We start from the raw sequence: 26,964 nt of genomic DNA on the forward strand, positions 1-26,964 counted from the left end.
CCCGGGGCCGCCAGAACTGGAGAACGTCCATGCTCGAGAACGAGCCCGAGGGCGGCGAACGGACCGGTTCCCAGCCGGCCGGGGACACCGCCGACAGCACCATCGGCACCGGCGCGGGAGCCGCCGCCACGCCACCGGAGGGCGCTGCGGCGTCCACGGACGGCACGGCGGCACCGACCCGGCGGCGGGCCACCCGGCGACGGGTCGCGCCGCTGAGCCAGCCGGAACTGACCGGGGGAGCGCCCGCCGAGGCGTCCGGCAGCGCCCCGTCGGCCACCGACGAGTCACAGCAGGCCGAGGTGATCGTCCCGGTCGCCGGTGAGCTGGACTCCGCGCCGAAGACCACCCGCCGTCGTCGCAAGGCCACCCCGGCCAAGGCCGCCGAGGAGCCGGTGGTCGTCGACGGGGTCGAGGAGGGCAGCGCGGAACTGGTGCCGCCGGTGAAGGTGACCCGGACCCGGCGGAAGAAGGCCGTCGCCCCGGCGGCGACCGAGCCGCCCGTCGAGGCCCCGGCGTCTCCGCCGGCCGCCGAGGTGGTGACCGGCCAGGCGTCGGTGGGTGAGGTTTCCGCAGCTCAGAGTGATTCTCCCGAGGAGGAGCCCGCCGTGGAGGCGGCTGCCCCGGCCGAGCCGACCGTCGCCGACGAGGCCGAGGAGCCCGCGGCCGACCAGGCCGTGGTCGCGGAGCCCGTGGCGCAGGAGCCCGCGTCCGACCGGCCGGCCGCCGGGTCGCCATCGCCGGCCGCCGGCGCGCAGACCGGGGAGGTGTCGCCGGGCGTCGCCGTGCCGGCCGCCGACGAGCCGGCGGAGCCGGCCGAGCCGCAGCCGCGTACCCGCCGGCGGCGGGCCGCGATCGCCGCGCCGACCGTCCTGTTCATGGCCCCGCTGCCGGAGGAGCCGCCCACCTTCCGGGTGGTCGAGCCCGGCCCGGTCGCCGAGGAGCCCGTCGAGGAACCGGTCGAGACGGGGCGGCGGCGTCGCCGTGGCCGCCGTGAGGCCGAGCCGGTGGAGGCCGTCGAGCCGGTCGAGGTCGTCGCGGAGGAGCCCACCGGCGAGGCCGAGGAGGGCGTCGACGACGAGGACGAGGACGACGACGAGTCGGCCGCCGCGCGTCGCCGTCGCCGCCGGGGCCGCCGGGGACGGGGCCGGGGCAAGGGCGGTGCGGACGACACCGACGAGGACGAGACCGAGGAACCGGCCCAGGCCGAGGCCGAGGGTGAGGGCGACGACGCCGAGGACGAGGGCGACGGGGACGGGCTGACCCGTCGTCGGCGGCGGCGTCGCCGTCGGGGTGCCGGTGACGTCGAGGGTGGCGCCGACGACGGCGTGCCCACGGTGGTCAAGATCCGGGAGCCCCGCAAGGCCGTCGACGAGGTGCAGGGCGTCTCCGGTTCGACCCGGCTGGAGGCCAAGCGCCAGCGCCGCCGGGACGGTCGGGAGCAGCGCCGGACCCGCCCGCCGATCCTGAGCGAGTCGGAGTTCCTGGCCCGCCGGGAGGCGGTCGACCGGGTGATGGCGGTGCGTCAGCGGGGCGACCGTACCCAGATCGCGGTCCTGGAGGACGGCGTCCTGGTCGAGCACTACGTCACCCGTAACTCGTCGGGCACCATGGCCGGCAACGTCTACCTGGGCAAGGTGCAGAACGTCCTGCCCAGCATGGAGGCGGCCTTCGTCGACGTCGGGCGGGGACGTAACGCCGTCCTGTACGCCGGTGAGGTCAACTGGGACAGCACCGGCCTGGAGGGGCGCTCCCGCTCGATCGAGCAGGCACTGCGCTCCGGGGACTCGGTGCTGGTCCAGGTCACCAAGGACCCGATCGGGCACAAGGGCGCCCGGCTGACCAGCCACGTCGCGCTCTCCGGCCGGCACCTGGTCTACGTGCCCAACGGCAACGCCTCCGGGATCAGCCGCAAGCTGCCCGACACCGAGCGCAAGCGGCTGCGGGACGTGCTCAAGAAGCTGGTCCCCGACGGCGCGGGCGTGATCGTGCGGACCGCCGCCGAGGGCGCCAGCGAGGACGAGCTGGCCCGGGACGTCAAGCGGTTGCAGGCCCAGTGGGAGGACATCCAGGCCAAGGCGACCGCCGGTGGCGCCCCGGTGCTGCTCTACGAGGAGCCCGACCTGGTCATCCGGGTGGTCCGGGACCTGTTCAACGAGGACTTCCGCGAGCTGGTCATCGAGGGCGAGCAGTCGTACGGCATGGTCGAGTCGTACCTGTCGCACGTCTCGCCGGACCTGGTCGACCGGGTACGCCGGTACGTCGGCACCGCCGACGTGTTCGCCGAGTACCGCATCGACGAGCAGATCATCAAGGGGTTGGACCGGAAGGTCTTCCTGCCCTCCGGCGGCTCGCTGGTGATCGACCGCACCGAGGCGATGACCGTCATCGACGTCAACACCGGCAAGTACACCGGCTCCGGGGGCAACCTGGAGGAGACGGTCACCCGCAACAACCTGGAGGCGGCCGAGGAGATCGTCCGCCAGCTACGGCTGCGGGACATCGGCGGCATCGTGGTGATCGACTTCATCGACATGGTGCTGGAGTCCAACCGCGAACTGGTGCTGCGCCGGCTCACCGAGTGCCTGGGCCGGGACCGCACCAAGCACCAGGTGACCGAGATCACCTCCCTCGGTCTGGTGCAGATGACCCGTAAGCGGATCGGGGCCGGTCTGCTGGAGGCGTTCAGCGAGCCCTGCGAGTGCTGCAAGGGTCGCGGCCTGGTGATCCACACCGAGCCGGTGCCGGAGAAGCCGCGTACCGGTGGCGGCGCGGGCGAACGGGTCAAGGCCGTCGCCTCGGCGGTGACCACCCCGGCGGCCGAGCCGACGGCCACCGCCACCACCCCCTCCGCACGGCGGCGCGCCCGCAAGGCGGCGACGGTGGAGCGGACCGTGGTGGAGACCACCGAGACCCCCGAGGTCGAGGTCGCCGCCCCGGCGGCCGACAACGGCTACCACGACACCATGGGCTACGACCTGTCCCGGTACGAGTCGCAGGCCCCGGCCGCCCCGGCCGCGGCCGACGCTCAGACCGGCGAGTCGGCCCGGCTCGCCGGGGCGGACGACCCGGACGCGCTGGGCGACTCCGACTCCGAGGGCGACGACGACGGGGAGGCCGGCACGGGCCGGCGGCGCTCCCGCCGGGGCGGTGCCCGTCGCCGTACCCGGCCGTGACCCGTTGAGCCGTACCCGGCCGTGACCGGCTGAGCCGTACCTGACGGCAGTGGGCCCCTTCCCCGGCGTACCGCCGGTGGGAGGGGTCCTGCCGTGCCGTGGGTACGGCGATACCATCGGTCACCCCCGGCTAGGAGAAGACCATGCGCCGCCTGCCCGCCGCCCTCGTGGTGACCGCCGTCCTGCTGGCCGGCGTCGGCTGTTCCGGTGACCGGGCCGACGCGCCGACGGCCTCCGGCCGGCCGTCCGGTGCCGCCACCCCCGCCTCCGTGGTCCCGTCGGCGGCGGTGAGCGGCTCCCCGGCCGGCGGCAACGGGCCGCAGGTCTGCGCCGACGCCGAGGCGGCGTCGACCACGGCGGTGCGCACCTACGTCGAGGAGCTGGGCAAGATGATCGCGGCGGTCGGCGCGAACGACAGCGCGGCGGCGGAGACCGCCCGCAAGCGGGCGGAGACGGCGCTGACCACCTGGCGGACGGCGCTGCGGCAGCAGTCCGGCCGGGCCACCGATCCGCAGCTGAAGACCCTGCTCACCGACCTGGCCACCGAGATCGGCCGGCTCGGCACCGACGTCGACTCGATCGACGAGACCGAGCTGGACCGGCTCCAGCAGCGGCTGGACCAGCTCTGCGCCCGCTGACCGCGGGCCCGGCCGGCGGGGGGTCGGTTTGGGCGGCGGGCGGGTGATGGCGTACTCTTTCCTGCGGCGCACTTTGGTGTGCCGAGTTCCCGCGTGCCCGCGCTGCCGGTGTCACAGCTACCCGGCGAGTTGCCATGGGAACGACCGCCAGCAGCCTCAACGACAGGGAGTCCGCCTCCGATGTACGCGATCGTCAAGACCGGCGGCAAGCAGTACAAGGTCGCCGAGGGCGACGTGATCGAGGTCGAGAAGCTCACCGGTGCCCCCGGTGACGCGGTGAAGCTCACCGCGGTGCTCCTCGTCGACGGTGACGACCTGGTGACCGACGCGGCGAAGCTTGCCAAGGTCGCGGTGTCCGGCGAGATCGCCGCGCACACCAAGGGCCCGAAGATCCGGATCCACAAGTTCAAGAACAAGACCGGCTACCACAAGCGCCAGGGTCACCGCCAGCCGCTGACCCAGGTCAAGGTGACCGGCATCTCCAGCGGGAAGTAGGTCGTCGGACAATGGCTCACAAAAAGGGTGCGTCCAGCTCGCGTAACGGTCGTGACTCCGCGGCCCAGCGACTCGGCGTGAAGCGCTTCGGTGGTCAGGTCGTCAGCGCGGGTGAGATCCTCATCCGTCAGCGTGGCACCAAGTTCCACCCCGGTGACCTGGTCGGCCGCGGTGGCGACGACACGCTCTTCGCGCTGGCCGCCGGTTCGGTCCTGTTCGGCACCAAGCGGGGTCGCAAGACCGTCAGCATCGTGCCGCAGTAACACGCAGGCGAAGCGGGCCGCGGACCTGGGGGTCCCGGCCCGCTTCGCCGTTTCAGGTGGGGGTTGCTCCCACCGCCGGGTGCCCGCCGCCGTCGCGGCGGGGCCCGGGGGGGTGCTTTTCAGGTGCGGGGCCGGACCCCGCTGGAAGGATTGGCGTCGTGACGACGTTCGTTGACCGGGTCGTCCTGCACATGCAGGCCGGCGACGGCGGGCACGGCTGTGTCTCCATCCACCGGGAGAAGTTCAAGCCCTTCGGCGGCCCGGACGGGGGTAACGGCGGGCACGGCGGCAGCGTCTCGCTGGTGGTCGACCCGCAGGTCACCACCCTGCTGGACTTCCACTTCCGCCCGCACCTGAAGGCCGACAACGGCAAGGGGGGCGCGGGCTCGAACCGGGACGGCGCCAACGGCCACGACCTGCTGATCAAGGTGCCGAACGGCACCGTCGTGCAGACCCTCGACGGCACGGTGCTGGCCGACCTGGTCGGCGCGGGCACCACCTTCGAGGCGGCCCGGGGCGGGCGCGGCGGCCGGGGCAACGCCTCGCTGGCCAACGCCCGACGCAAGGCCCCCGGCTTCGCCGAGTTGGGCGAGCCCGGCGACCGGCTCGACGTGGTGCTGGAACTCAAGAGCGTCGCTGACGTCGGCCTGGTGGGTTTCCCGTCGGCGGGCAAGTCGTCGCTGATCTCGGTGATCTCCGCCGCCAAGCCGAAGATCGCCGACTACCCGTTCACCACCCTGGTGCCCAACCTGGGCGTGGTCCGGGTGGACAACCACACGTTCACCGTCGCCGATGTGCCGGGGCTGATCCCCGGGGCGGCCACCGGCAAGGGTCTGGGCCTGGAGTTCCTGCGCCACGTCGAGCGGTGCGCCGTGCTCGTGCACGTGGTCGACACGGCGACCCTGGAACCGGGGCGGGACCCGCTGGCCGACATCGACACCATCGAGGCGGAGCTGGCCGAGTACGGCGGGCTGGCCGACCGGCCCCGACTGGTGGCGCTGAACAAGGTCGACGTACCGGACGGGCAGGACCTCGCCGACATCGTCCGTCCCGACCTGCAGGCGCGCGGATTCCGGGTGTTCGACGTCTCCGCGGCGACCCGGGAAGGGCTCAAGGAACTGACGTACGCGATGGCGGAGCTGGTGGACCAGGCCCGCCGGGCCGCCCCGCCGGCCGAGCCGACCCGGGTCGTGATCCGGCCGAAGGCGGTCGACGACGCCGGGTTCACCATCGAGGCGCAGGCCGACGGTTCGTTCACCGTGCGGGGTGTACGACCCGAACGCTGGGTCCGGCAGACGAACTTCGACAACGACGAGGCGGTCGGTTTCCTCGCCGACCGGCTGGCCCGGCTGGGCGTGGAGGAGAAGCTGGCCAAGGCCGGCGCCAACCCCGGGGACCTGGTCCGCATCGGTGAGCGGGAGTTCGACTGGCAGCCGACCCTGTACGCGGGCGTCGACTTCATCCCCGGCAACCGGGGTACCGACGTCCGGCTGGAGGAGAAGTCGACGCGTCCCGCGGCGGCCGAGCGGTTGGCCGCCCGCAAGGCGCGTCGGCAGCGCCCGGAGGACGAGCTGGACCCGGCCCCGGAACCGGCGGACGACGACGAGGACGGCGACGGGGACGAGGAATAGCCCGGTACCGGTCGGGTCCGGGTCGTTTCCTGGAAACCTTCGTGAAACGGACCCGTCCTACCGTGGGCTGATGCTGATCGAGTCCCGTCCCGCCACCGACCCGGAGGTCGACGCGCTGGTCGCCGCCCAGCAGCGGGAGCTGCGCGAGGCCGACGGCGGGCTGGACGGGCAGGCCACCGTGGTGCACGACGACGTCCGCTACCTGGTGGTGGTCGACGGCGGCCGGGTGGTCGCCTGCGGTGGCCTGCAGTCCCTCGACGACGGGACCGGCGAGCTGAAGCGGATGTACGTGCGGCCGGCGTACCGGGGGCGGGGCATCGCCCGGCAGTTGCTCTGCGCGCTGGAGGAGCTGGCGTTCCAGCAGGGCCACTCGGTGCTCTGCCTGGAGACGGGCAGTTACCTGCCGGCCGCGATCGGCCTCTACACCTCCTGCGGCTACCAGCCGATCCCGGTGTACGGCGAGTACGTCCACAACCCGTACAGCGTGTGTTTCGCCAAGCGGCTGCCGGTGGCGGCCTGACCGGGTGGTGGGTCAGCCCCGGTCGAGGGGGACGTCCAGCCGGCCGCCGGTGCCGGCGTCGTTGGACAGCAGCAGGCCGACGGCGAGCATGCCCAGGCCGAGTCCCAGGTGCAGCCAGCTGTCCGCGCCGTTGACCGGGATGATGTTGGCCGGGGCGTCCCGGGAGACGGCGAAGCCGTACAGCCAGAGCGCCAGGTAGACCGCCCCGCCGACGGTGAGGTAGAGCCGGGCGCCACCGAGCCGGCGGGCCAGCACCAGGCCGACCAGCCCGAAGATCAGGTGCAGCAGATTGTGCAGGACCGACACCTGGAACACCCCGAGCAGCTTCGCCCCGGAGTGGTGCCCGGCGAAGGCCAGCTCGTCGTAGCCGGTGGTGACGCCGGGGACGAAGCCGAGGACGCCGAGCAGCAGGAAGACGGCCGCGACGGCAGCGGCGACCGGCTGGACCCGGGGCTTGGGGGCGGCCGGGGCGGGTCGTCGTACGGCGTGGGCCATCGCTGTCACCTCCACGGGAGCCAACTGCTCGGCACAGTCGGACGATCCTCACATTCTGGGCCGACCGGCGACTTTCGGCGGGGAAAACGCGAATTGTGCAGGGACCCCGGCCGTCAGGTGCCCGACCGCCCGGATCGGTGCCACCCCACAAACCGGTCGCGACGAGCGCCCGCGTCGTGGACCGTCCGGTCAGCGGCCCCGGGCGGCCGGGTCGGCCCGGACCCACCGGGTCAGCTCGCCCGGCTCCACCGGGGCCATCCGGCGTCGTAGCGTCCGCACCGAGTGGGCCGGGCGGCGCACCCGCCGACCGGCGTAGCGCACCCCGCCAGGGCCGACCCGACGGGCCACCGCGAGCCACCCGCAGAGCCCGCGTTCGAGCAGCCAGAACGGCGCGGCCAGGGCGGTGCCCGGGGGGAACACCGCCGTTCCGCCGGCCCGCCGCCGGCCGATCTCCGCCAGCGCCACCGCACCGGCCGCCCCGACGGCCAGCAGCCCCGGTCGGCGGGCCACCGACGCGGCCACCACCGCAGGCAGCACCGCCAGCGCCACCAGCAACCGCGCCGGTCGGGCCAGGTCGTCGTACGCCTGGCGGACCCGCTGGCCGCGGAAGTGCGCCGCGGTCGGCGGCAGACGGCGGACGTAGAGCCAGGCGGGGCTGGCCTCGGTGCCGCCGTACGCGCGCACCGTGCGGACCAGTTCCAGGTTCTCGAAGAGCACGTCCGGGTCGTAGCCGCCCATCGCCCGGAAGGTGCTGCGCCGCACCGCCAGGGTGCCCGGCCAGTCGACGCCGAACGCCCGGTTGAGCAGGGTCCGGCCGGTGTCCCACCAGGCGTGCCAGGGCAGCGGGTCGAAGTAGTTCTGCGGGCGGACCAGGTCGACGGTGTCCAGCAGCCGGTGCACCACCCGCAGCTCCGCCTCGGTGTACCGGACGTCGTCGTCGGCGATCACCACGTGCTCGTGCCGGGCCGCCGCCACCCCGGTCAGCACCCCGCGTACCTTGCCGTTGAGCCCGTGCACCGCCGGATCGGGGGGCAGGTGCCGCAGCAGGCCGTGCCAGTGGGCGGCGTGCCGGGCGAACACCGGCGGCGGCGAGCCGTCGACCACGGTCACCTCGACCAGCCGGCACAGGGCACGCAGGTAGCCGGTCAGCTCGTCCAGGCCGTCGTCGTCGGTCCGGTGCAGGGGCAGGACGTACTCGACGGGGAGCCGGGGCGGGCGTGGCGGGCCGCCCGGCGCGGCGGCCGGGCGGGACCCGACCGGGGCCGGACGCGTCGACCCGGCGGGGGCGCTCACCCGCGAGCCCCGTGCCGCCGGGCGGCCGGCATGCCGCGGACGTCGGCGAGCACCAGGCCGCTGGGCGGCAGGGTCGGCACCTTGGACAGGTCCAGGGCGAGGTCCTGCGGCGGGAGCCGGTAGTCCATCGCCCCGGTGAGCAGGCCGACCGCCTGCTTCATCAGCTCGATGGTGATCCACTCCCCGGCGCAGCGGTGGCCGCCCAGGTGGCTGCCCCCGCCCTGCGGCACGAAACCGTACGGGTCGTCCCGCCAGCCGGCGAACCGCTCCGGGCGGAACCGCTCCGGCTCGGACCAGATCCCGGGGTGGTGGTTGGTGCCGTACAGGTCGAGCAGCACCCGGCGGTCGGTCGGGAAGTGGTGCCCGTGCCACTCGAAGGGGTGCCGCACCCGGGCGAAGGCGACCGGGAAGAACGGGTAGTAGCGGCGGACCTCCTGGACGAACCACTCGGTCGGCTCGTCACCGGCGCGCACCCGGTCCCGCCAGTCCGGGTGGTCGTGCAGGGCCAGGGCGGCGAACAGGACGTACCGGTCGACGGCGACGGTGGGACGCAGCACGTTGATCAGTTCCACGGCGGCGACCCGGCGGGGGAGCAGCCGCCCCTCGGCGTCGCGGTGCTCGGCGATCACCGCGAGCGCGCTGCCCTCGGGCGCGGCAACGGTGCCGACCCGTACCCGTTCCACCAGGTCGGCGATCCAGCGTTCGGCCCGCAGGCGACCGCGCAACCCGCGCCAGTGCCGGGGGCCGAGCGCGGCCGGTCCGTCGATCATGGCCTGCATCTGGGCGTTGCGCCGGCCGACCTCGCTCTCCGGCAGGGGTACGCCCGCCCAGGCGCAGACCGCCCGCAGCAGCATCGGGCCCACCTCGTCGCGGAGCACCACGGGACCGCCGCCACCCCAGGCCGCCAGCCGGATCCGCCACTCGTCGGCGAAGAGCCGGCCGATCCGTTCGACCGCCGAGGGCGTCATGATCGACATGAACATGGCCTTGCGGTCGGTGTGGGCCGGACCGTCCAACCCCTGCACCCCACCCTGCCCGGTCAGCGTCCGCTGGCCCCGCTTGGGTGCCGCACCGGCACGCCGGAAGCGCTCCGGGTCGTAGAACAGTTCCGCCGCGGCCCGCCCCCGCAGGAAGATCGTCGGCTCCAGGAGGAACCGGGCGGTGAAGATGTCCGTGTCGTAGCGCTCACACCTGTTGCTGATGAACCGGTAGCCCTCGCGAAAGAACGCCAGCGTGCTCTCCGGGCTGCGGTCGGCCGGTGTGGTGGCCATCGGGCTCTCCTGACGCGGTGACGGTCGGCGGACCCGGCTGGTCGGCCGCGGGTCGTCTACCCCGGTTCGGGGCCCTGAATCCCGCCGTGCCGCCGGACGGTGACCGGGTGCCCGCTGGCCCCTCCCGGGCCGCCGTGAACCTGGTTGGCTCGACACCGGGCCACCACGGGCGGCCGTGGGGCGTTCGACGACGGGGAGGACCGGATGCGGGAGAACACGCCGCCGTACTGGCGTCAGCGACAGGTGGTCGACGTGCTCGGCCGGGCCGGCGGGGACCACCCGCCGGGGCGGCCGCTGCTCGCCCGGCCGCGCCGGCCGTCCCGGCGGTTCACCGTGCACCTCGGGTTCACCGCCGACGGGCCGGAGCACGCCCGGGAGCTGGCGGTGGCGTACGCGGAGGCGCTGAGCCTGCTACGCCCGGAGCTGGTGCTGGCCTCGGTCGCGCTGTCCCCGGCCGATGCCTGGCGGGACGCGGAGCGGCTGTTCTGTTCCGCCGTCGGCCCGGACGGCGACCGCTGCGCCGACGTCGCCGGCCACCCCGGGTTCCACCATGCCCCGGGGCCGGGCGGGCTGGGCTGGGGCGAGGGGGACGGGTGAGCCGTCGTCCGGGCACCGCCGCGCCGGCCCGCGTCGGCGCGGGGCGGCGGTCGCCCGACGGGCCGGTGCCCCCGGGCGTGGGGCGGGTCGCCGCGTACCGCCCGGGGGTCGCCGCCCGGCGGTCAGTCCAGGTCGAACTCGCCGTCCTGGGCACCGGCGACGAACGCGTCCCACTCGGCCTGGGTGAACACCAGCACCGGGCCGTCCGGCTCGGCCGAGTTGCGCATCCCGATCAGGTCGTCCACGAAGGCCACCTCGACCGCGCTGTCGGAGGTGTCGCCCTCGGCTCGCTGCCAGACCGCCCGGGACAGGTCGAAGTCGCCCTTGGGGTGCTGACCCATTGTTGATCCTCCATTGCCGCGCGTATCGGGGAGCCCGGCCGGCTCCCCGTCGGGCAGGATAAGCGGATGCCGAGCCTGACCCGTGTAGAGGCGACCGCGCGTCGCGCACTGATCGATGTCGAGTCCTATCAGGTGGACCTCGATCTCACCGGTGGCGACGAGCGTTTCCGCTCGACGACCACCATCCGGTTCCGCGCCGCCACCCCCGACGCCGAGACGTTCGTCGAGGTCAAACCCGCAGTCCTGGAGGCGGTCCGGCTCAACGACCGGAAGCTCGACCCGGCGGCCCTCGCCGACGGCCGGTTCCCGCTCACCGGGCTGGCGGCGGAGAACACCCTCACGGTCACCGCCGAGATGGCCTACACCAACACCGGCGAGGGGATGCACCGCTTCGTCGACCCGGCCGACGGCGCGACGTACCTCTACGCGATGTCCTTCCTGGACGAGGCGCCACGCATCTTCGCCGCCTTCGACCAGCCCGACCTCAAGGCCCCGGTGACCCTCGCCGTGACCGCTCCGCCGCAGTGGACGGTCGCCGCCAACGGCCCGCTCGCCGCCAACCCGGCCCCGGGACGCTGGGAGTTCGCCCCCACCGCGCCCCTGGCCAGCTACTTCGTCACGCTGATCGCCGGCCCCTGGCACGTACGGCGGGACAGCCACGGCGACATCCCGCTGGGCGTCTACTGCCGGCAGTCGTTGGCCGCGCACCTCGACGCCGACCTCGACGAGATCCTCACCGTCACCAAGCAGTGCCTGGACCGGTTCCACCAGCTCTTCGCCGAGCCGTACCCGTTCGTCAAGTACGACCAGGCGTTCGTGCCGGAGTTCAACGCCGGGGCGATGGAGAACCCGGGCCTGGTCACCATCCGCGACGACGACGTGTTCCGCTCGGCGGTCACCGACAGCGAGCGGGAGCAGCGGGCCACCACCATCGCCCACGAGATGGCCCACATGTGGTTCGGTGACCTGGTCACGATGCGCTGGTGGGACGACCTGTGGCTGAACGAGTCCTTCGCCGAGTACCTGGGCACCCGGGTCACCGCCGAGGCGACCCGGTTCGACCGGGCCTGGACGACCTTCGCGATCCGCCGCAAGGCGTGGGGGTACGCCGCCGACCAGCGCCCGTCCACCCATCCGGTCGCCCCGGAGGAGGTCGCCGACGCCGCCCAGGCCCTGCTCAACTTCGACGGCATCTCGTACGCCAAGGGCGCCAGCGTGCTCCGCCAGCTCGTCGCCTGGCTCGGCGACGACGCCTTCCTGGCCGGGCTCAACCAGCACTTCGCCGCTCACCGGTTCGGCAACGCCACCCTGGCCGACCTGCTGGCCAGCCTCAGCGCCGCCAGCGGGCGGGACCTCACCGACTGGGCCGACCGCTGGCTGCGTCAACCGCAGGTCAACACGCTGCGGACGGAGACCTCGGTGGACGCCGACGGCCGGTGGTCCTCGGTGGCGGTGGTGCAGACCGCGCCGTCGGAGCACCCGGTGCTGCGCCCACACCGCATCGCGGTCGGCCGGTACGCCTCCGACGGCGCGGTGGAACGGGTCGAGGTCGATCTCGACCCGGCCGCCGACGACGGACGCACCGCGCTTCCCGCGCTGACCGGGCGGGCCGCCGGGCTGCTCCTGCCCAACGACGGTGACCTCACCTTTGCCAAGATCCGGCTCGATCCGGCGTCGGTGGACGCGGTCGGTACGGTGCTGCCCACACTCACCGACCCGCTGGCCCGTGCGCTGCTGTGGGAGGAGACGCTGGACGCCGCAACCGACGGCGAGCGGCCGGTGTCGGCGGTGGTGGCGCTGCTGACGGCGGCCCTGCCCACCGAGACCGAGGTGGCCGTCGCGGAGAGCGTGCTCGCCCGCAGCCGCAACCTGGTCGACCGCTATCTCGACCCGCTCGCCCGGGACGCCGCGCTGCTGCGTACGGCCGACGCCTGCGCCACGCTGCTCGCCACCGCCCCGGCCGGTGGGTCACTGCAACTGGCCGCCGCGCGGGGGCTGCTCTCCGCCACCGCCGACGCCGACCTGCTCGCCGGGTGGCTGGTCGGCCGGGGCGTGCCCGACGGGCTGGCCGTCGACGCCGAGCTGCGCTGGGCGCTGCTGCACCGGCTGGTGGTGCTGGGCGCGGCCGGCGAGACCGAGATCGCGGCCGAGGCGGCGACCGACCGCAGCGCCACCGGCGCGGAACGGGCGGCCCGGTGCCGGGCGGCCCTGCCGGAGGTGGCCGCGAAGGAGGCCGCCTGGGAGATCGTCACCCGGGACACCACCCGCTCCAACCGGCTCGTCGAGGCGGCGGCCGAGGGGTTCTGGCAGCCGGACCAGGCCGAGCTGACCGGCACGTACGTCGACCGGTACTTCACCGAGATGCCGGCGGCGGCGCGGCGGCGTACCCCGTGGGTGGCCGAACGGGTCGCCCGGCTGGCCTTCCCCCGCTACGCCGTGGCGCAGCCCACGCTGGATTCGGCCGCGACCCTGCTCATCCGGGACGACCTGACCCCGGGGTTGCGCCGCAGCGTCGTCGACGCCGCCGACGACCTGCGCCGGGCCCTGGTCGCCCGGACGGCGGTCGCGGCGGCCGCCGCCTGAGGGTCGGTCCGCGCCGGGCCCCGGCGGGCCCGGCGCGGGGCGGCCTACGATCATGGGGTGGAGGACGACATCCGACGGATCGGCATCATGGGCGGCACCTTCGACCCGATCCATCACGGTCACCTGGTGGCGGCCAGCGAGGTGGCCGACCGGTTCGCCCTGGACGAGGTGGTCTTCGTGCCGACGGGGCAGCCGTGGCAGAAGGCGGACACCCCGGTCAGCCCGGCCGAGGACCGCTACCTGATGACGGTGATCGCCACCGCCTCCAACCCCCGGTTCCAGGTCAGCCGGGTCGACATCGACCGCGGCGGCCCCACCTACACCGTCGACACCCTGCGGGACCTGCACCACGAGTACGGCCCGAAGGCGCAACTGCACTTCATCACCGGCGCCGACGCGCTGGAGCGGATCCTGTCCTGGAAGGATCTGGACGAGATCTTCGCGCTGGCCCATTTTATCGGGGTGACCCGGCCCGGGTTCGAGCTGACCGACAAGCACCTGCCCGCCGACACCGTCAGCCTGGTGCAGGTGCCCGCGATGGCGATCTCCTCGACCGACTGCCGGGAGCGGGTCGGCCGGGGGGAACCGGTCTGGTACCTGGTGCCCGACGGTGTGGTGCAGTACATCGCGAAACGACGGCTCTACCAGCGGTGATTACGCCCGGTTACAGCTACTTCGTCCCGGTAAGCGGCCAGAACTGACAAGTCGTCTCCGCGCCGGGTGTGAGACGCTTGACGGGTCGCACTGTTGATCGAAGGAGAACGGTGACAGTTTCCGAACGCGCTCACGAGCTGGCGATGGCCGCCGCCCAGGCCGCGGCCGACAAGAAGGCGCAGGACATCGTCATCATCGACGTGGGTGACCAGCTCGCCATCACCGACGCGTTCCTGGTGGCCTCGGCGCCCAACGAGCGTCAGGTGATGGCCATCGTCGACGCCGTCGAGGAGCGTCTGCTGGAGCTGCCCGAGAAGGCCAAGCCGATTCGCCGCGAGGGTGAGCGGGGTGGCCGCTGGGTGCTGCTCGACTACGTCGACATCGTGGTCCACGTCCAGCACACCGAGGAACGCGAGTTCTACGCCCTCGACCGGCTCTGGAAGGACTGCCCCCAGCTCCCGTTCGTCGACCGCGACCTGGTCGAGGCCGACGCCGCGGGTGCCGCCGCCGAATGACCCGCCTGATCATCTGGCGGCACGGCAACACCGACTGGAACGCCGCCGGTCGGGTGCAGGGGCAGATCGACGTACCCCTCAACGACCTCGGCCGGGAGCAGGCCAGCGCCGCCGCCCCGCTGCTCGCGGCGCTGCGCCCGGCCGTCGTCGTCGCCTCCGACCTGAGCCGCGCCGCCGACACCGCCGCCACGCTCACCCGGCTCACCGGCCAGCCGGTCCGCCCCGACGCCCGGCTGCGGGAACGGCACTTCGGCCAGTGGCAGGGCCTCGCCCTCACCGACGCCGCCGCCCGGTTCCCCACCGAGCACGCCCGGTGGCGGGCCGGCGACCCGGACCCGGGAGCGGGCATCGAACCCCTCGACGACCTCGGCAAGCGGGTCGGCGAGGCGTTGCTCGCCGCCGTCGAGCTGGCCGACGGGGGCACCGTCGTGGTCGCCACCCACGGTGGCGCCGCCCGGCAGGGCGTCGGTCAGCTCCTCGGCTGGGACCACACCGTGCTGCGCAGCATCGGCTCGCTGGCCAACTGCCACTGGACCGAACTACGCCACAACGACCTGCGGGGCTGGCACCTGCGCGCGCACAACGTCGGCCCGCTCACCCCGCCGCCACCGGCCGAGCCGGTCTGAACCGACCGGTCCGCACCGCCCCGGGTCGACCGGTCCGGGAGGTCCGTGCCGGCCGGCCGGGGCGGGCGGTCCCGGCATCGGCTAGCGTGCCGGGCATGTCCGTCGCGGTCGTCACCGACTCCACCGCCTACCTTCCACCCGGGCCGGTGCGGGCGCACCGGTTGACCGTGGTGCCGCTGACCGTCGTACTCAACGGCGCGGAGGGGCTGGAGGGGGTGGAGACCCACCCTGCCGACGCCACCCGGGCCCTCGGCGGCCGGCGGGTCTCGGTGAGCACGTCCCGGCCGTCCCCGGCGCAGTTCGCCGCCACGTACCGGCGGCTGCTGGCCGACGGCGCGGACGGCGTGCTGTCGGTGCACCTGTCGGCCGAGCTGTCCGGCACGGTCGAGGCGGCCCGGCTCGCCGCCGCCGAGGTCGGCGACCGCGTCGAGGTGGTCGACAGCCGGTCCACCGGCATGGGGCTGGGCTTTCCGGCGCTGGCCGCCGCCGGTGCCGCCGAGGCGGGCGTCGACCTGCCCGGGGTACGCGCGGCGGCGCTGGCCGCCGTCGACCGCACCACCATCTTCTTCTACGTCGACACGCTGGAGTTCCTGCGCCGGGGTGGCCGGATCAACGCGGCGGAGGCGTTGCTCGGCACCGCCCTGTCGGTCAAGCCGATCATGCACATGCCGGATGGTGCGATCGTGGTGCGCGACAAGGTGCGTACCGCCAGCCGGGGGATGGCCCGCCTGATCGACCTGGCGGTCGAGGCCGCCGCCGATGCCGAGGTGGACCTCGGGGTGCACCACCTCGCCGCCCCGTACCGTGCCGAGCACCTCGTCGAGGCGCTCACCGCCCGGCTCGGCGACCGCCTGCACGACACGTACGTCTCCGAGGCCGGTGCGGTGGTCGCCGCCCACGCCGGGCCGGGCCTGGCCGGTGTCGTGATCCACCGCCGGCAGGCCTGAACGGGTCGGCCGCCGTGCCCGTCGGTCGGGGTCCGCATAGCAGATCCGGCCATGATCAGGCGGTTGTCCACAGCCGCCGTCGCCGTCCACAGCCGACCTCCGCCGGCCGCAACGGGTGCCGCCCACCGGCCTAACGTCGCGCCGTGTCGGAGGACGAGGAAACCAGGGTGCGGGGACGGCTGTACCGGCTGACCGCAGGGGTGTCGGCGGTGGCACGGACGGCGGACCCGCCGCAGCCGCCACCCCGCCCGTACCGGCCGGCGGCGTCGCGCATACCGGGTGCCGGTGGGGCGTCGCCGCCGGAGGCGGACACGGCCGGGACGTCGGCCCGCCGCCGTCCCCGGCCGGCCACCGACGCCGGTTTCCGCGACGCCGGCTCCCTCGACCTCGGCGACTACCTCGACGGTGTTCCACGCGGTCCAGGGCCGCATGACGACGGCCCTTCCGACGCCGCTCCACGCCGGTATGACGATGACTCTTCCGACGCCGGTCCACGTCGTCACGACGACGGCCCTCGTGACGCCGGTGCACGCCGCCACGACGAGGGCCTTCGTGACGCCGGTGCACGTCGCCACGACGAGGGCCTTCGTGACGCCGGTGCACGGCGTCGTGCGGGGGACGATCCGGCCGTGTTCCGCCCCGGCGACCCGGACCACCGGCATCCCGCCGACGGTGACGACCTGGCACCGGCCGCCCGGTTGCCCGGTCCCGGTGTCTTCGACCCCGGCCGGCGCGGGGTCCGGGCACTGGCGGTCGTGGCGGTGGCCGTGGTGCTCGGCGCGGGATTCTGGGCCTGGCGGTCCCGCCCGCAGCCGGAACCGGTGCGCCCGGCGACGACCCTGGCCGGGCCGGAGTCCTCCGGCGGGCCCGCGTCCGGCGCGGCCGTCGCGCCGACCGGCGAGCTGGTGGTGGCGGTGGCCGGCCGGGTCCGCCGCCCCGGTCTGGTCCGGGTACCGGCCGGGGCGCGGGTCGCCGACGCGGTCGAGGCGGCCGGCGGGGCGCTGCCCGGCACCGACGTGGCACTGCTCAACCCGGCCCGGAAGGTGGCCGACGGGGAGCTGATCCTGGTCGGCGTCACCGCCCCACCCGACGCGGCAGGCTCCGGTGCGGCCCCGGCCGGGCCGGCGGCGGCACCCGGCGGGGCGGTGCCGGGTGGCCGGGTCAACCTGAACACCGCCACGGTGGCCCAGCTCGACGCGTTGCCCGGGGTCGGCCCGGTGCTCGCCCAACGCATCCTCACCCACCGCGACCAGCACGGCGGCTTCCGCAGCGTGGGCGACCTGCGCCAGGTCGACGGCATCGGCGACGCCCGGTACGAACAGCTCAAGGACCTGGTGACGGTGTGACCACCGACCGGGCACCCGACCTGCGGCTGGCCGGGCTGGCGGTGGCGGCCTGGTTGGCGGCGCTGGCCTGCCTGCACCTCACCACCCGCACGGCGGTCCTGCTCGCCGCAGGTGCCGCCGTCCTCGCCGCCCTGCTCACCGCGCACCTGCTCGCGGTGCTGGGCACCCCGGCCGCCCCGGTCCGCCGCTACGGCTGGATCGCCGTCGCCGTGCTGCTCGGCGTGGTCTGCGGCGGCACCGCCACCGCGGCCCGGCTGCACGTGCGCGACGCCGCACCACTGCGCCCACTGGTCGACGACCGGGCCCGGGTCACCGTCGACCTGGTACTCCGCGACGATCCCCGGCCGGTACGCGGGGCGCCCGGCCGTCCGGCGACCCTGCTCGTCACCGCGCAGTCGAGCACCATCACCGATCCGCAGGGCCACCGCCTCCGGCTCCCGGTACGCCTGCTCGTGCTCGCCACCGATCCGGCCTGGCGGGGTCTGCTGCCGGGGCAGCGGCTGACCGTCGAGGGCAGGCTCGCCGCGCCCCGGGGCGGCGACCTCACCGCCGCCGTGCTGACCGTGTCCGGCCCACCGGTCCGGGACGGGCCCCCGCCGTGGCTCCAACGCGCCGCCGGCACCCTGCGGGCCGGTCTGCACCGGGCCTGCGCCCCGCTCCCGCCCGAGCAGGGTGGTCTGCTGCCCGGCCTGGTCGTCGGGGACACCAGCCGGTTGCCGGCCACCGTGGAGGAGGACTTCCGGGCCACCGGGATGACCCACCTCAACGCGGTCTCCGGGTCGAACGTGGCGATCGTGGTCGGTGCGGTGCTGCTGGCGGCCCGGTGGGCCCGTGCGGGCCCCCGGCTGGCGGCGGTCCTCTGCGGGCTCGCCCTGATCGGTTTCGTCGTCCTGGTCCGTCCCTCGCCCAGCGTGGTACGGGCGGCCACCATGGGGGCGATCGGGCTGGCCGCGTTGGCGGTCGGGCGGCCCCGGGCCACACTGCCGGCGTTGGCCGCGGCGGTGACCGTGCTGGTGCTCGTCGACCCGGACCTGGCCGGGGACGCCGGCTTCGCGCTGTCGGTCCTGGCGACCGGCGGGTTGCTGCTGCTCGCCCCGGGCTGGCGCGACGGGCTGCGGCGGCGGGGCGTACCGGCCGGATTGGCGGAGGCCCTCGCCGTCCCGGCGGCGGCCCAGCTCGCCTGCGGGCCGGTGGTGGCCGGCATCTCCGGCACGGTGAGCCTGGTGGCGGTGCCGGCCAACCTGCTCGTGGTGCCGGCGATCGCCCCGGCCACGGTGCTGGGGGTGACGGCGGCGGTGATCTCGCCAGCGTGGCCGGCCGGGGCGGAGTTCGCCGCCTGGCTGGCGAGCTGGCCGGCCTGGTGGCTGGTCACCGTCGCCCGGGTGGGGGCCCGGTTGCCCGCCGGCACCCTGCCCTGGCCGGGCGGGCTGCCGGGCGCGTTGCTGCTGGCCGGGCTGACCCTGGGGCTGCTGCTGGCCGTCCGCCGGCCGCTGGTGCGCCGACTGGTGGCGGTCGGCGCGGCGGCGGTGGTGCTGGGCACCCTGCCGGTCCGGCTGGTGGCGAGCGGATGGCCGCCGGACGGTTGGGTGGTGGTGGCGTGCGCGGTCGGTCAGGGGGACGCCGTCGTGCTGCCGGTGGCGGACGGCCGGGCGGTGGTGGTGGACGCCGGTCCGGAGCCGTCGGCGGTGGACGGTTGCCTGCGGCGGCTCGGGGTGCGCGAGGTCTCCCTGCTGGTGGTGAGCCACTTCCACGCCGACCACGTCGGTGGCGTGGCCGGGGTGACCCGGGGGCGGCGGGTGGCCACGGTGCTCACCCCGACCCTGACCGAGCCGGTGGCGGGGCGGGAGCTGGTGGCGGCCGCCGTCGGGCCGGCGCGTCAGGTGGCGCCGGCGGCCGGCTGGTCGTACCGGTCGCCGGGGGTGGAGGTGGTCGTTCTCGGGCCGCCCTACCCGCTGCGGGGCACCCGGTCCGACCCGAACAACAACTCGCTGGTGCTACGGGCCACGGTGGCCGGCGTACGCGTCGTGCTGCCCGGGGACGCGGAGACCGAGGAGCAACGGGCACTGCTGGACCGGGTGCCGCCGCACGCGTTGCGGGCCGAGGTGCTCAAGGTGGCCCACCACGGCAGTGCCTACCAGGACCCGGCCTTCCTCGACGCGGTCCGGCCGGCGGTGGCGCTGGTGCCGGTGGGCGTCGACAACGACTACGGGCATCCGAGCCCGGTGATCCTCGACCGGCTTGCCCGCTCCGGTGTGCGGGTGTTGCGGACCGACACCGACGGGGACGTGGCGGTGGTGGTGCGTTCCGGCCGGCTCGCGGTGGTCAACCGGGGCCTGCCGCCGGGCCGCCGATGACCTGCCGGGTCGCCGGTGACCCGCCGGGTCGCCGGTGACCCGCCGGACCGGCGTCCCGGCGGAACCAGGGTGGACAGGCGTCCAGGTGACCCGGCGGTGGGGCCTGTCGACCCGGCACCCGAGGGGAACAGAAGCGAGAGAAAATCTGGACTGGAATGGATATTGCGTGCACTAGCTGTCAATCGAGGTAAATGTCTATATTTGCGCTGAGTGCGGGGTGGGCCGTCGCAGCCGTCGATGAGCAGGCGCGATCCTCCGCCCAGCCGTGCCAAGATGAGCGACGTGACCGGCGTCGACCTTGCTCCTATTCTGCTCGTCCTCGGCGACGAGGAGCTGCTCGCCACGCGCGCGGTGACCGAAGCCGTGGCGAAAGCCCGCAGCGTCGACCCGCAGGTCGACGTCCGGGAGTACCAGGCCGGGGTGTTGGCCGTGGGCGAGATCGCCGAGATGCTCAGCCCCTCGTTGTTCGGTGGCCGGCGGGTGCTGGTGCTCCGCTCCGCCCAGGACGCCCGAAAGGACCTGGTCACCGCGCTGCTCGACTACGCCCGCAATCCCGATCCGGACGTCCAACTGGTGGCCCTGCACCTGGGCGGCGGCAAGGGCAAGGCGTTCGCCGACGGGCTGCGGGCCGCCGGTGCCACGGTCGTCCCGGCCGCGAAGCTCAAGGGGCACCGCGAGCGGGTGGCGTTCGTCCGCGACGAGATCCGCCAGGGCGGGGGCAGGTGCACCGACGACGCGGCCGAGGCGCTGATCGCCGCCGTCGGCACCGACCTGAGGGAGTTGGCCGCCGCCTGCTCGCAACTGCTCGCCGACACCGACGGGCGGATCGGCGCGGACATGGTGGCCCGCTACTACCGGGGTCGGGTCGAGGTGAGCGGCTTCACCGTCGCCGACGCCACCATGATCGGCGACGTGCCGGCCGCCTTGGAGGCGTTGCGCTGGGCCCTGCACGTCGGGGTCGATCCGGTCCCGATCGCCGATGCCCTCGCCGACGGGGTCCGCACGGTGGCCCGGGTCGCCGCCGCCGGCCGGGGCGACCCCTACCAGCTGGCGAGCACCCTCGGCATGCCGGCCTGGAAGATCAAGAATGCCCAGCAGCGGGCCCGGGGCTGGACCCCGGAGGGCCTGGTCGAGGCGATGCGGGCGGCGGCCGAGTGCAACGCGGCGGTCAAGGGCGGCGCCGACGACCGGGGATACGCCCTGGAGAAGGCGGTCTTCTCGGTCGCCGCCGCCCGCCGGGGCAGCGCCCGGTGACCGGCCCCTCCCACCCGGTGGCGGGGCACGGTGGGCGGGTGACCGGCCCCTCCCGCCCGGTGGCGGGGCACGGTGGGCGGGTGACCGGCCCCTCCCACCCGGTGGTGGGGCGCGGCGGACCCGGATGGTCGGTCGTACCGGCGGACGACCACCGCTACCGGCCGCTCTACGCCCGGCTGCTCGGCCTGCGCATCATCAACCCCGGCGGGGTGCTCTGTTTCCTCTTCTTCGAGGGGGCGGTGGCGTTCGCGGTGCTCCTCGCCCTGGCCGAGCTGGTGAGCTGGTGGGCGGTGGCGGTGCTGCCGCTGGCGGTGGCGATCATGGTCAAACTCAACGACGAGGTCGCCGGGCGGGTGGTCCACTCGGCGGCACTGGTGCCGGAGCAGGAACGCGACCGGTTCCGGCGGGAACTCGAACCGGTCGTCGGGCGGGCCCCGGTGCCCTACCCGCTGCCCGGCACGGTGGTCACCGACGCGCCCGCACCGGGGAGGCCGACCGGGCCGCCGCTGAGCTCCCGGCGGTACCACGGCTAGCCCGACCACGGTCGTCGTCGTGCCGCGACGCACCCGGGACGGGGCGCGGGCTGCCGTCGCAGCGCGCCACCGCCAGGGAGATGGCAGCACACCCTCGTCAGGGAAACACACAGCCGAGAGCCCCGGGGTGGTGCCCCGGGGCTCTCGGTCAGGTGTGGGTCGCTCGGTCAGGCCGAGAACGAGTCGACGCGCTTCGCGATGGCCGACTTCCGGTTGGCCGCCTGGTTGGCGTGGATGACGCCCTTGCTGGCGGCCTTGTCGAGCTTGCGGGCGGCGTCACGCATCAGGGTGGTGGCCTTCTCGGTGTCACCAGCCTCCGCAGCCTCGTGGAACTTCCGGATGGCGGTCTTCAGCGACGACTTGACCGACTTGTTACGCAGCCGGCGCTTCTCGTTCTGCCGGTTGCGCTTGATCTGGGACTTGATGTTCGCCACGCGACAGCCTCGTCTTGATAGCTCGGTTTGGTCTGCAATCCGCGTGCGACGAGCATGCGCCATCGCCACGCGAAAAGCCAGGCTACCAGGTCGGCCGGGACGAGCCAAAACGCCCTGCCCGCACGAGACCGGGCCGGCCCGCCGCCGGTGGCCGACCGGTCCGGGCCGGTCGGCGTCAGTGCCAGCCCTGCCGGGCGGCGAGCCAGCGGAGCGCCTGCTCCCCGCTGAACCGCCGGTGCGCCCCGAGCAGCGCGGACGTGCCCGCCGGGTTCCCGCCGGCCGGCCCGGCGCCCGGCCCGACCGTCCCCGCGCCCGAGGCGGGATCGGCCGTCGCCGGTGGGCCGGCGGCGGTGAGGTAGTAGCCGGCGAGCGCGGCCAGGGTCACGTCCAGGGCGTCGGGCGGGGCGTCGACCGCTGCCGGATGGGCGGCGAAGACGGCGTCCAGCCCGGCCCCGTCGGCGTACCCGGTGATCAACAGGCCGGCCAGGTCGAACCACGCGGGGCCGTGGCACAGCCAGTTCCAGTCGCAGAACCAGGCCCGGCCGGCGGGGTCCAGCAGCACGTTGTCCACCCGCAGGTCGCCGTGAGCCAGGCCGGGCGCGGCCGCCGCGTACCCGGGCAGGCGGGACTCCAGCGCGACGAGTTCGGGTAACCGGTCGCGGGCCGGCGGGATCAGCGGGGGCACCGGCTCCCGTCCGGCGGCCACCTCCTCCCACCACAGGATGTCGGAGCGGGCCAGGTCGGCCAGCCGGGGCAGGCCGAGTGCGGTCAGCCCGGCGGGTGGGTCGGCCAGCGCGGCGGCGACCCCGGCGTACCCGGCGAGCACGGCGTCCAGTTCGGCCGGGTCCCAGGGCAGGCGGGGTGTCCGCCCGTCGACGGCGTCCAGGCCGACCGCGTACCAGCCGGCCGCGTCGAGCGCCCAGTGCGGGCGGGGCACCGGCAGGTCGGCCGGCAACCGGGCGAGGACGGCCAGTTCCCGGGCGTACCAGTCGGCCAGGTGACGCTGGCGGGCCAGGTCGGCGGCCTTGACGAAGACCCGCGCGCCGGTGGCCGTGGTGAGCACGGCGGCGAAGCCGCCGGTGAAGCCCGCGGTCGCGGTCCGGGCCGCGACCACCGACGCGCCGAGCCGGCCGCCGACCGCCTCCCGCAGGCCGTCGGGCAGGTCCCGCCAGTCGGGTCGCACGGCGGTCTGGTGGTACGGCGGCGGCGTCGCGGACACCCCACCATCGTGCCCGGTCCGGCCGGGCCCGGTGACCGGCCCCCGGCCGGGTGCGGCCGGGGTCGGCGCGGGTCTGGGAGACTCCGAGCCATGAGGACCGACGACTTCTGGCAGTTGATCGACCAGGCCCGTGCCGGGGCCGGGGGAGAGGCCGACGCGGTCGCCGCGCGGGCGGTGGCGCTGCTCGCCGAGCGCACCCCGGAGGACATCGTCGGGTACGCGCACCACCAGCAGCGGGTGCTGGCCGCCTCGTACCGGGTCGACCTGTGGGGCGCGGCGTACCTGATCAACGGAGGTGCCTCCGACGACGGGTTCGAGTATTTCCGGGGCTGGCTGATGACCCAGGGTCGGGCGGTCTTCGCCGCCGCGGTGAGCGACCCGGATTCGCTGGCGGGGCTGCCCCGGGTGCGGTCGGCGGCGCTCAGCGGCGAGGAGTTCGAGTGCGAGGACATGCTGGCGGTGCCGTGGGACGCGTACCGCAAGGCGACCGCGGCTGAGCTGCCGGCGCAGCGGGACCCGGTGCGGATGCCGGACCTGAACGACTTCTGGGACTTCGACGACGAGGCGGAGGCCCGCCGCCGGCTGCCGAAGCTCGCCGCCCTCTTCGTCGAGCCGCCCGAGGAGTGAGCCGCCGGTGGGGCCGCCGCCGGGTACCCGAGGAGTGATCGGACCGGGTTCGGAGCGACGTGGGAGCATAGAGGGGGCCGGCGGCGTGTCGGCCCGCTCACGTCAGCCGACCAGAACGGACCGCTGTGCCACCGACGCTCGATCCCGGCGCGAACGCTCCTGGTGCCACCGACCCGGCGCGCATCCGGAACTTCTGCATCATCGCCCACATCGATCACGGGAAGTCGACCCTGGCCGACCGGATGTTGCAGCTCACCGGCGTGGTCGATCCCCGGCAGATGCGCGCCCAGTACCTCGACCGGATGGACATCGAGCGCGAACGCGGCATCACCATCAAGAGCCAGGCCGTCCGGATGCCGTGGACCATCCGCGAGGGCGAGCGGGCCGGTGAGCAGGCGGTCCTGAACATGATCGACACCCCGGGCCACGTGGACTTCACCTACGAGGTGTCCCGGTCGCTCGCCGCCTGCGAGGGGGCGCTGCTGCTGGTCGACGCGGCCCAGGGAATCGAGGCGCAGACGCTGGCGAACCTCTACCTGGCGCTGGAGAACGATCTCAAGATCATTCCGGTGCTCAACAAGATCGACCTGCCGGCCGCCCAGCCCGAGAAGTACGCCGAGGAGCTGGCCCACCTGATCGGCGGCGACCCGGCCGACTGCATCAGGGTCTCCGGCAAGACCGGTGACGGGGTGCCGTACCTGCTCGACGAGATCGTCAGGCAGTTCGTCCCGCCGGTCGGCGACGCCGACGCCCCCGCCCGCGCGATGATCTTCGACTCGGTGTACGACGTCTACCGGGGCGTGGTCACCTACGTCCGGGTCATCGACGGCCGGATCAGCGCCCGGGACCGGATCAAGATGATGTCCACCGCCGCCGTGCACGAGCTGCTGGAGATCGGCGTCATCTCCCCCGAGATGGTCAAGGCCGACGCGCTCGGCGTCGGCGAGGTGGGCTACCTGATCACCGGGGTGAAGGACGTCCGCCAGTCCCGGGTCGGTGACACCGTCACCATCAACGCCCGGCCGGCCACCGAGGCGCTCGGCGGCTACAAGGACCCGAAGCCGATGGTCTACTCCGGCCTCTATCCGATCGACGGCTCGGACTACCCCAACCTGCGCGAGGCGCTGGACAAGCTCAAGCTCAACGACGCCGCGCTCGACTACGAGCCGGAGACGTCGGGGGCGCTCGGCTTCGGCTTCCGCTGTGGTTTCCTCGGCCTGCTGCACCTGGAGATCATCCGGGAGCGGCTGGAGCGGGAGTACAACCTCGACCTGATCTCCACCGCGCCGAACGTGGTCTACCGGGCCATCACCGACGACGGCGAGGAGATCGTGGTGACCAACCCGAGCGAGTACCCCACCGGCAAGATCGCCGAGGTGTACGAGCCGGTGGTGCGGGCCACCGTGCTCACCCCGAACGACTACGTGGGCGCGGTGATGGAGCTGTGCCAGGGGCGGCGGGGCAGCCTGCTCGGCATGGACTACCTCTCCGCCGACCGGGTGGAACTGCGCTACACCCTCCCGCTCGCCGAGATCATCTTCGATTTCTTCGACCAGCTCAAGAGCCGTACCAAGGGGTATGCCTCGCTGGACTACGAGCCCTCCGGCGAGCAGGCGTCCGACCTGGTCAAGGTGGACATCCTGCTGCACGGCGAGCCGGTGGACGCGTTCAGCGCGATCGTGCACAAGGACAAGGCGTACAACTACGGCACGACGATCGCGGCGAAGCTGCGCAACCTGATCCCGCGCCAGCAGTTCGAGGTGCCGATCCAGGCGGCCATCGGCAGCCGGGTGATCGCCCGGGAGACCATCCGTGCCATCCGTAAGGACGTCCTCGCCAAGTGCTACGGCGGTGACATCAGCCGTAAGCGCAAGCTGCTGGAGAAGCAGAAGGAGGGCAAGAAGCGGATGAAGATGGTGGGCCGGGTCGAGGTCCCCCAGGAGGCCTTCATCGCCGCGCTCTCCTCGGACTCCGCCGACGCCAAGCCGGCCGGCAAGAAGTAGTCGGGCGCGTACGCCCGATCGGGTCGGCCGCGCCCCGCGCGGCCCGGCCGGTCCCGGTACCCACGACGGCCGGCGGCCCCGGTGCTCCGACCGGGCCGCCGGCCGTCTGCGTGCGCGGCCCCGGTGTCGTACGGACGAATTTTTCCGCCCCGGCGTCGCCGCCGGATGGGCTGGCGCGAGTGTCCTGAGCTGCGCGGACATCGACGGCCGGCAAACCGACGCAGTGGCGTCGGATCGACGTGCGGCGACATGTGTGGTGGTGAGTCGGTTTGGTTTTCCGGCGGCTCGGGAATCTAGCTGTCACGACAGGAACCACACATTCCGTGTGACTCAATCTTCAGGAGGAGGGCGACCGTGGAGTTCACCGTCTGGGGCATCATCACCGCGCTCGTTGTTGGTCTCATCGTCGGCGCTCTGGGCCGTCTGGTCGTGCCGGGCCGCCAGAACATGCCGATCTGGCTGCACATGCTGATCGGTGTGGGCGCCGCGCTGCTGGGCACCGTGCTGGCCCGGGCGATGGGTATCGCCACCCAGACCGCCGGCATCGACTGGGCCGAGCTGCTGGTGCAGGTCGTCCTCGCCGCCATCGCCGTGGCCCTGGTGGCCGGTGTGGGTCGCCGCCGCAGCGTCACCCACCGGTAAGTCAAGCGGCACCGCTGAGCGGGCGCCCGACCCCACGGGGTCGGGCGCCCGCTGGCGTGTGGGGGGCCGGGCGGCGCGGGCCGTCGCCGGTGACGGGCGGTCTAGACCAGATCGTTACCGGAGTCGGTTTGGAAATTATCCGCTTCGGGAACCTACCGATCACCACAGCAACAAACACCTCACCAATGACATATCTACTGAAGGAGGACGGCCGTGGAGTTCACCGTCTGGGGCATCATCACCGCGCTCGTTGTTGGTCTCATCGTCGGCGCTCTGGGCCGTCTGGTCGTGCCGGGCCGCCAGAACATGCCGATCTGGCTGCACATGCTGATCGGTGTGGGCGCCGCGCTGCTGGGCACCGTGCTGGCCCGGGCGATGGGTATCGCCACCCAGACCGCCGGCATCGACTGGGCCGAGCTGCTGGTGCAGGTCGTCCTCGCCGCCATCGCCGTGGCCCTGGTGGCCGGTGTGGGTCGCCGTCGGGGCGTCAGCCACCGGTGACCCCGCCCG

General features: G+C 74.1%; 26 protein-coding genes. 20 read left to right on the forward strand and 6 right to left on the reverse strand.

Going from position 1 to position 26,964, the window contains the following annotated elements; translation table 11 throughout:
• The first annotated feature begins 29 nt into the window (after window positions 1-29).
• From JQX11_RS18765 to JQX11_RS18790, 6 genes are all read left to right on the forward strand, one after another.
• A complete protein-coding gene (locus JQX11_RS18765) occupies window positions 30-3,173 on the forward strand; it encodes an Rne/Rng family ribonuclease (RefSeq protein ID WP_204926268.1) in 3,144 nt (1,047 codons plus the stop codon).
• A 143-nt stretch (window positions 3,174-3,316) separates the two neighbouring features.
• A complete protein-coding gene (locus tag JQX11_RS18770) occupies window positions 3,317-3,811 on the forward strand; it encodes a hypothetical protein (RefSeq protein ID WP_204926269.1) in 495 nt (164 codons plus the stop codon).
• A gap of 180 nt (window positions 3,812-3,991) precedes the next feature.
• Window positions 3,992-4,306: a 50S ribosomal protein L21 gene (rplU, locus tag JQX11_RS18775; RefSeq protein WP_067312477.1), complete on the forward strand. Its 315-nt coding sequence runs from the start codon at window positions 3,992-3,994 to the stop codon at window positions 4,304-4,306.
• Window positions 4,307-4,317: 11 nt separating this feature from the next.
• Window positions 4,318-4,569: a 50S ribosomal protein L27 gene (rpmA, locus tag JQX11_RS18780; protein WP_088647594.1), complete on the forward strand. Its 252-nt coding sequence runs from the start codon at window positions 4,318-4,320 to the stop codon at window positions 4,567-4,569.
• 158 nt (window positions 4,570-4,727) lie between these two features.
• Window positions 4,728-6,200, forward strand: a complete 1,473-nt coding sequence (gene obgE / locus JQX11_RS18785) for a GTPase ObgE (protein ID WP_204926270.1) — start codon at window positions 4,728-4,730, stop codon at window positions 6,198-6,200.
• 70 nt (window positions 6,201-6,270) lie between these two features.
• Window positions 6,271-6,720 carry a GNAT family N-acetyltransferase gene (locus JQX11_RS18790; RefSeq protein ID WP_204926271.1) on the forward strand — a complete coding sequence of 150 codons (450 nt, stop codon included), beginning with the start codon at window positions 6,271-6,273 and terminating at the stop codon, window positions 6,718-6,720.
• Between the two features lie 12 nt (window positions 6,721-6,732).
• On the opposite strand, the gene JQX11_RS18795 is transcribed toward JQX11_RS18790, so the two are convergent.
• The 3 genes from JQX11_RS18795 to JQX11_RS18805 all read right to left on the reverse strand — a co-directional run bounded on the left by JQX11_RS18795 (window position 6,733) and on the right by JQX11_RS18805 (window position 9,779).
• Complete coding sequence (locus JQX11_RS18795) at window positions 6,733-7,215, reverse strand: DUF4383 domain-containing protein (protein ID WP_204926272.1); 483 nt, start codon at window positions 7,213-7,215, stop codon at window positions 6,733-6,735.
• Between the two features lie 189 nt (window positions 7,216-7,404).
• Window positions 7,405-8,508, reverse strand: coding sequence for a glycosyltransferase family 2 protein (locus JQX11_RS18800; RefSeq protein ID WP_204926273.1), 1,104 nt, complete (start codon window positions 8,506-8,508; stop codon window positions 7,405-7,407).
• On the reverse strand, window positions 8,505-9,779 hold the full coding sequence (locus JQX11_RS18805) for a cytochrome P450 (RefSeq protein WP_204926274.1): 1,275 nt from the start codon (window positions 9,777-9,779) through the stop codon (window positions 8,505-8,507). Before JQX11_RS18805 ends, JQX11_RS18800 begins: the two co-directional genes overlap by 4 nt.
• Before the next feature lie 204 nt (window positions 9,780-9,983).
• On the opposite strand from JQX11_RS18805, the gene JQX11_RS18810 reads away from it, so the two are divergent.
• Window positions 9,984-10,376: a hypothetical protein gene (locus JQX11_RS18810; protein ID WP_204926275.1), complete on the forward strand. Its 393-nt coding sequence runs from the start codon at window positions 9,984-9,986 to the stop codon at window positions 10,374-10,376.
• Window positions 10,377-10,498: 122 nt separating this feature from the next.
• On the opposite strand, the gene JQX11_RS18815 is transcribed toward JQX11_RS18810, so the two are convergent.
• Window positions 10,499-10,717 carry a DUF397 domain-containing protein gene (locus tag JQX11_RS18815; RefSeq protein WP_067312494.1) on the reverse strand — a complete coding sequence of 73 codons (219 nt, stop codon included), beginning with the start codon at window positions 10,715-10,717 and terminating at the stop codon, window positions 10,499-10,501.
• 66 nt (window positions 10,718-10,783) lie between these two features.
• On the opposite strand from JQX11_RS18815, the gene pepN reads away from it, so the two are divergent.
• From pepN to JQX11_RS18860, 9 genes are all read left to right on the forward strand, one after another.
• Window positions 10,784-13,300, forward strand: a complete 2,517-nt coding sequence (pepN, locus tag JQX11_RS18820; protein ID WP_204926276.1) for an aminopeptidase N — start codon at window positions 10,784-10,786, stop codon at window positions 13,298-13,300.
• 57 nt (window positions 13,301-13,357) lie between these two features.
• Window positions 13,358-13,954: a nicotinate-nucleotide adenylyltransferase gene (nadD, locus tag JQX11_RS18825; RefSeq protein WP_204926277.1), complete on the forward strand. Its 597-nt coding sequence runs from the start codon at window positions 13,358-13,360 to the stop codon at window positions 13,952-13,954.
• 110 nt (window positions 13,955-14,064) lie between these two features.
• Complete coding sequence (gene rsfS, locus JQX11_RS18830) at window positions 14,065-14,469, forward strand: ribosome silencing factor (protein WP_204926278.1); 405 nt, start codon at window positions 14,065-14,067, stop codon at window positions 14,467-14,469.
• Complete coding sequence (locus JQX11_RS18835) at window positions 14,466-15,095, forward strand: histidine phosphatase family protein (protein WP_204926279.1); 630 nt, start codon at window positions 14,466-14,468, stop codon at window positions 15,093-15,095. The genes rsfS and JQX11_RS18835 overlap by 4 nt, the downstream gene beginning before the upstream one ends.
• A gap of 95 nt (window positions 15,096-15,190) precedes the next feature.
• Window positions 15,191-16,042: a DegV family protein gene (locus tag JQX11_RS18840; RefSeq protein WP_204926280.1), complete on the forward strand. Its 852-nt coding sequence runs from the start codon at window positions 15,191-15,193 to the stop codon at window positions 16,040-16,042.
• Window positions 16,043-16,671: 629 nt separating this feature from the next.
• Window positions 16,672-17,388, forward strand: coding sequence for a ComEA family DNA-binding protein (locus tag JQX11_RS18845; RefSeq protein ID WP_204926281.1), 717 nt, complete (start codon window positions 16,672-16,674; stop codon window positions 17,386-17,388).
• Window positions 17,385-19,742 carry a ComEC/Rec2 family competence protein gene (locus tag JQX11_RS18850; protein WP_204926282.1) on the forward strand — a complete coding sequence of 786 codons (2,358 nt, stop codon included), beginning with the start codon at window positions 17,385-17,387 and terminating at the stop codon, window positions 19,740-19,742. The genes JQX11_RS18845 and JQX11_RS18850 overlap by 4 nt, the downstream gene beginning before the upstream one ends.
• Before the next feature lie 273 nt (window positions 19,743-20,015).
• On the forward strand, window positions 20,016-20,996 hold the full coding sequence (gene holA, locus JQX11_RS18855; protein WP_204926283.1) for a DNA polymerase III subunit delta: 981 nt from the start codon (window positions 20,016-20,018) through the stop codon (window positions 20,994-20,996).
• A gap of 104 nt (window positions 20,997-21,100) precedes the next feature.
• On the forward strand, window positions 21,101-21,529 hold the full coding sequence (locus tag JQX11_RS18860) for a hypothetical protein (RefSeq protein ID WP_204926472.1): 429 nt from the start codon (window positions 21,101-21,103) through the stop codon (window positions 21,527-21,529).
• 167 nt (window positions 21,530-21,696) lie between these two features.
• On the opposite strand, the gene rpsT is transcribed toward JQX11_RS18860, so the two are convergent.
• Window positions 21,697-21,963, reverse strand: coding sequence for a 30S ribosomal protein S20 (gene rpsT / locus JQX11_RS18865; RefSeq protein ID WP_088644372.1), 267 nt, complete (start codon window positions 21,961-21,963; stop codon window positions 21,697-21,699).
• Window positions 21,964-22,138: 175 nt separating this feature from the next.
• Entirely contained in the window at window positions 22,139-23,182 is a 1,044-nt protein-coding gene (locus tag JQX11_RS18870) for a phosphotransferase family protein (RefSeq protein ID WP_204926284.1), read from the reverse strand.
• A gap of 90 nt (window positions 23,183-23,272) precedes the next feature.
• Between JQX11_RS18870 and JQX11_RS18875 the strand changes: the two genes are divergently transcribed.
• The 4 genes from JQX11_RS18875 to JQX11_RS18890 all read left to right on the forward strand — a co-directional run bounded on the left by JQX11_RS18875 (window position 23,273) and on the right by JQX11_RS18890 (window position 26,955).
• Window positions 23,273-23,809, forward strand: a complete 537-nt coding sequence (locus JQX11_RS18875) for a DUF4240 domain-containing protein (protein ID WP_204926285.1) — start codon at window positions 23,273-23,275, stop codon at window positions 23,807-23,809.
• Window positions 23,810-23,934: 125 nt separating this feature from the next.
• Window positions 23,935-25,812: a translation elongation factor 4 gene (gene lepA, locus JQX11_RS18880; RefSeq protein ID WP_088644374.1), complete on the forward strand. Its 1,878-nt coding sequence runs from the start codon at window positions 23,935-23,937 to the stop codon at window positions 25,810-25,812.
• 354 nt (window positions 25,813-26,166) lie between these two features.
• On the forward strand, window positions 26,167-26,454 hold the full coding sequence (locus JQX11_RS18885; protein WP_204926286.1) for a GlsB/YeaQ/YmgE family stress response membrane protein: 288 nt from the start codon (window positions 26,167-26,169) through the stop codon (window positions 26,452-26,454).
• A 213-nt stretch (window positions 26,455-26,667) separates the two neighbouring features.
• Entirely contained in the window at window positions 26,668-26,955 is a 288-nt protein-coding gene (locus JQX11_RS18890; RefSeq protein WP_204926287.1) for a GlsB/YeaQ/YmgE family stress response membrane protein, read from the forward strand.
• Window positions 26,956-26,964 lie beyond the last annotated feature (9 nt).

Source organism: Micromonospora humida, from assembly GCF_016901255.1.
Taxonomy (GTDB): Bacteria; Actinomycetota; Actinomycetes; order Mycobacteriales; family Micromonosporaceae; genus Micromonospora; species Micromonospora wenchangensis.

Excerpts from the sequence above, each read along its gene's own strand:
- JQX11_RS18765 (WP_204926268.1), top strand. The coding sequence starts at position 30 with ATGCTCGAGAACGAGCCCGAGGGCGGCGAACGGACCGGTTCCCAGCCG.
- JQX11_RS18770 (WP_204926269.1), top strand. The coding sequence starts at position 3,317 with ATGCGCCGCCTGCCCGCCGCCCTCGTGGTGACCGCCGTCCTGCTGGCC.
- rplU (WP_067312477.1), top strand. The coding sequence starts at position 3,992 with ATGTACGCGATCGTCAAGACCGGCGGCAAGCAGTACAAGGTCGCCGAG.
- rpmA (WP_088647594.1), top strand. The coding sequence starts at position 4,318 with ATGGCTCACAAAAAGGGTGCGTCCAGCTCGCGTAACGGTCGTGACTCC.
- JQX11_RS18790 (WP_204926271.1), top strand. The coding sequence starts at position 6,271 with ATGCTGATCGAGTCCCGTCCCGCCACCGACCCGGAGGTCGACGCGCTG.
- JQX11_RS18795 (WP_204926272.1), bottom strand. The coding sequence starts at position 7,215 with ATGGCCCACGCCGTACGACGACCCGCCCCGGCCGCCCCCAAGCCCCGG.
- JQX11_RS18805 (WP_204926274.1), bottom strand. The coding sequence starts at position 9,779 with ATGGCCACCACACCGGCCGACCGCAGCCCGGAGAGCACGCTGGCGTTC.
- JQX11_RS18810 (WP_204926275.1), top strand. The coding sequence starts at position 9,984 with ATGCGGGAGAACACGCCGCCGTACTGGCGTCAGCGACAGGTGGTCGAC.
- JQX11_RS18815 (WP_067312494.1), bottom strand. The coding sequence starts at position 10,717 with ATGGGTCAGCACCCCAAGGGCGACTTCGACCTGTCCCGGGCGGTCTGG.
- pepN (WP_204926276.1), top strand. The coding sequence starts at position 10,784 with ATGCCGAGCCTGACCCGTGTAGAGGCGACCGCGCGTCGCGCACTGATC.
- JQX11_RS18835 (WP_204926279.1), top strand. The coding sequence starts at position 14,466 with ATGACCCGCCTGATCATCTGGCGGCACGGCAACACCGACTGGAACGCC.
- JQX11_RS18840 (WP_204926280.1), top strand. The coding sequence starts at position 15,191 with ATGTCCGTCGCGGTCGTCACCGACTCCACCGCCTACCTTCCACCCGGG.
- holA (WP_204926283.1), top strand. The coding sequence starts at position 20,016 with ATGAGCGACGTGACCGGCGTCGACCTTGCTCCTATTCTGCTCGTCCTC.
- JQX11_RS18875 (WP_204926285.1), top strand. The coding sequence starts at position 23,273 with ATGAGGACCGACGACTTCTGGCAGTTGATCGACCAGGCCCGTGCCGGG.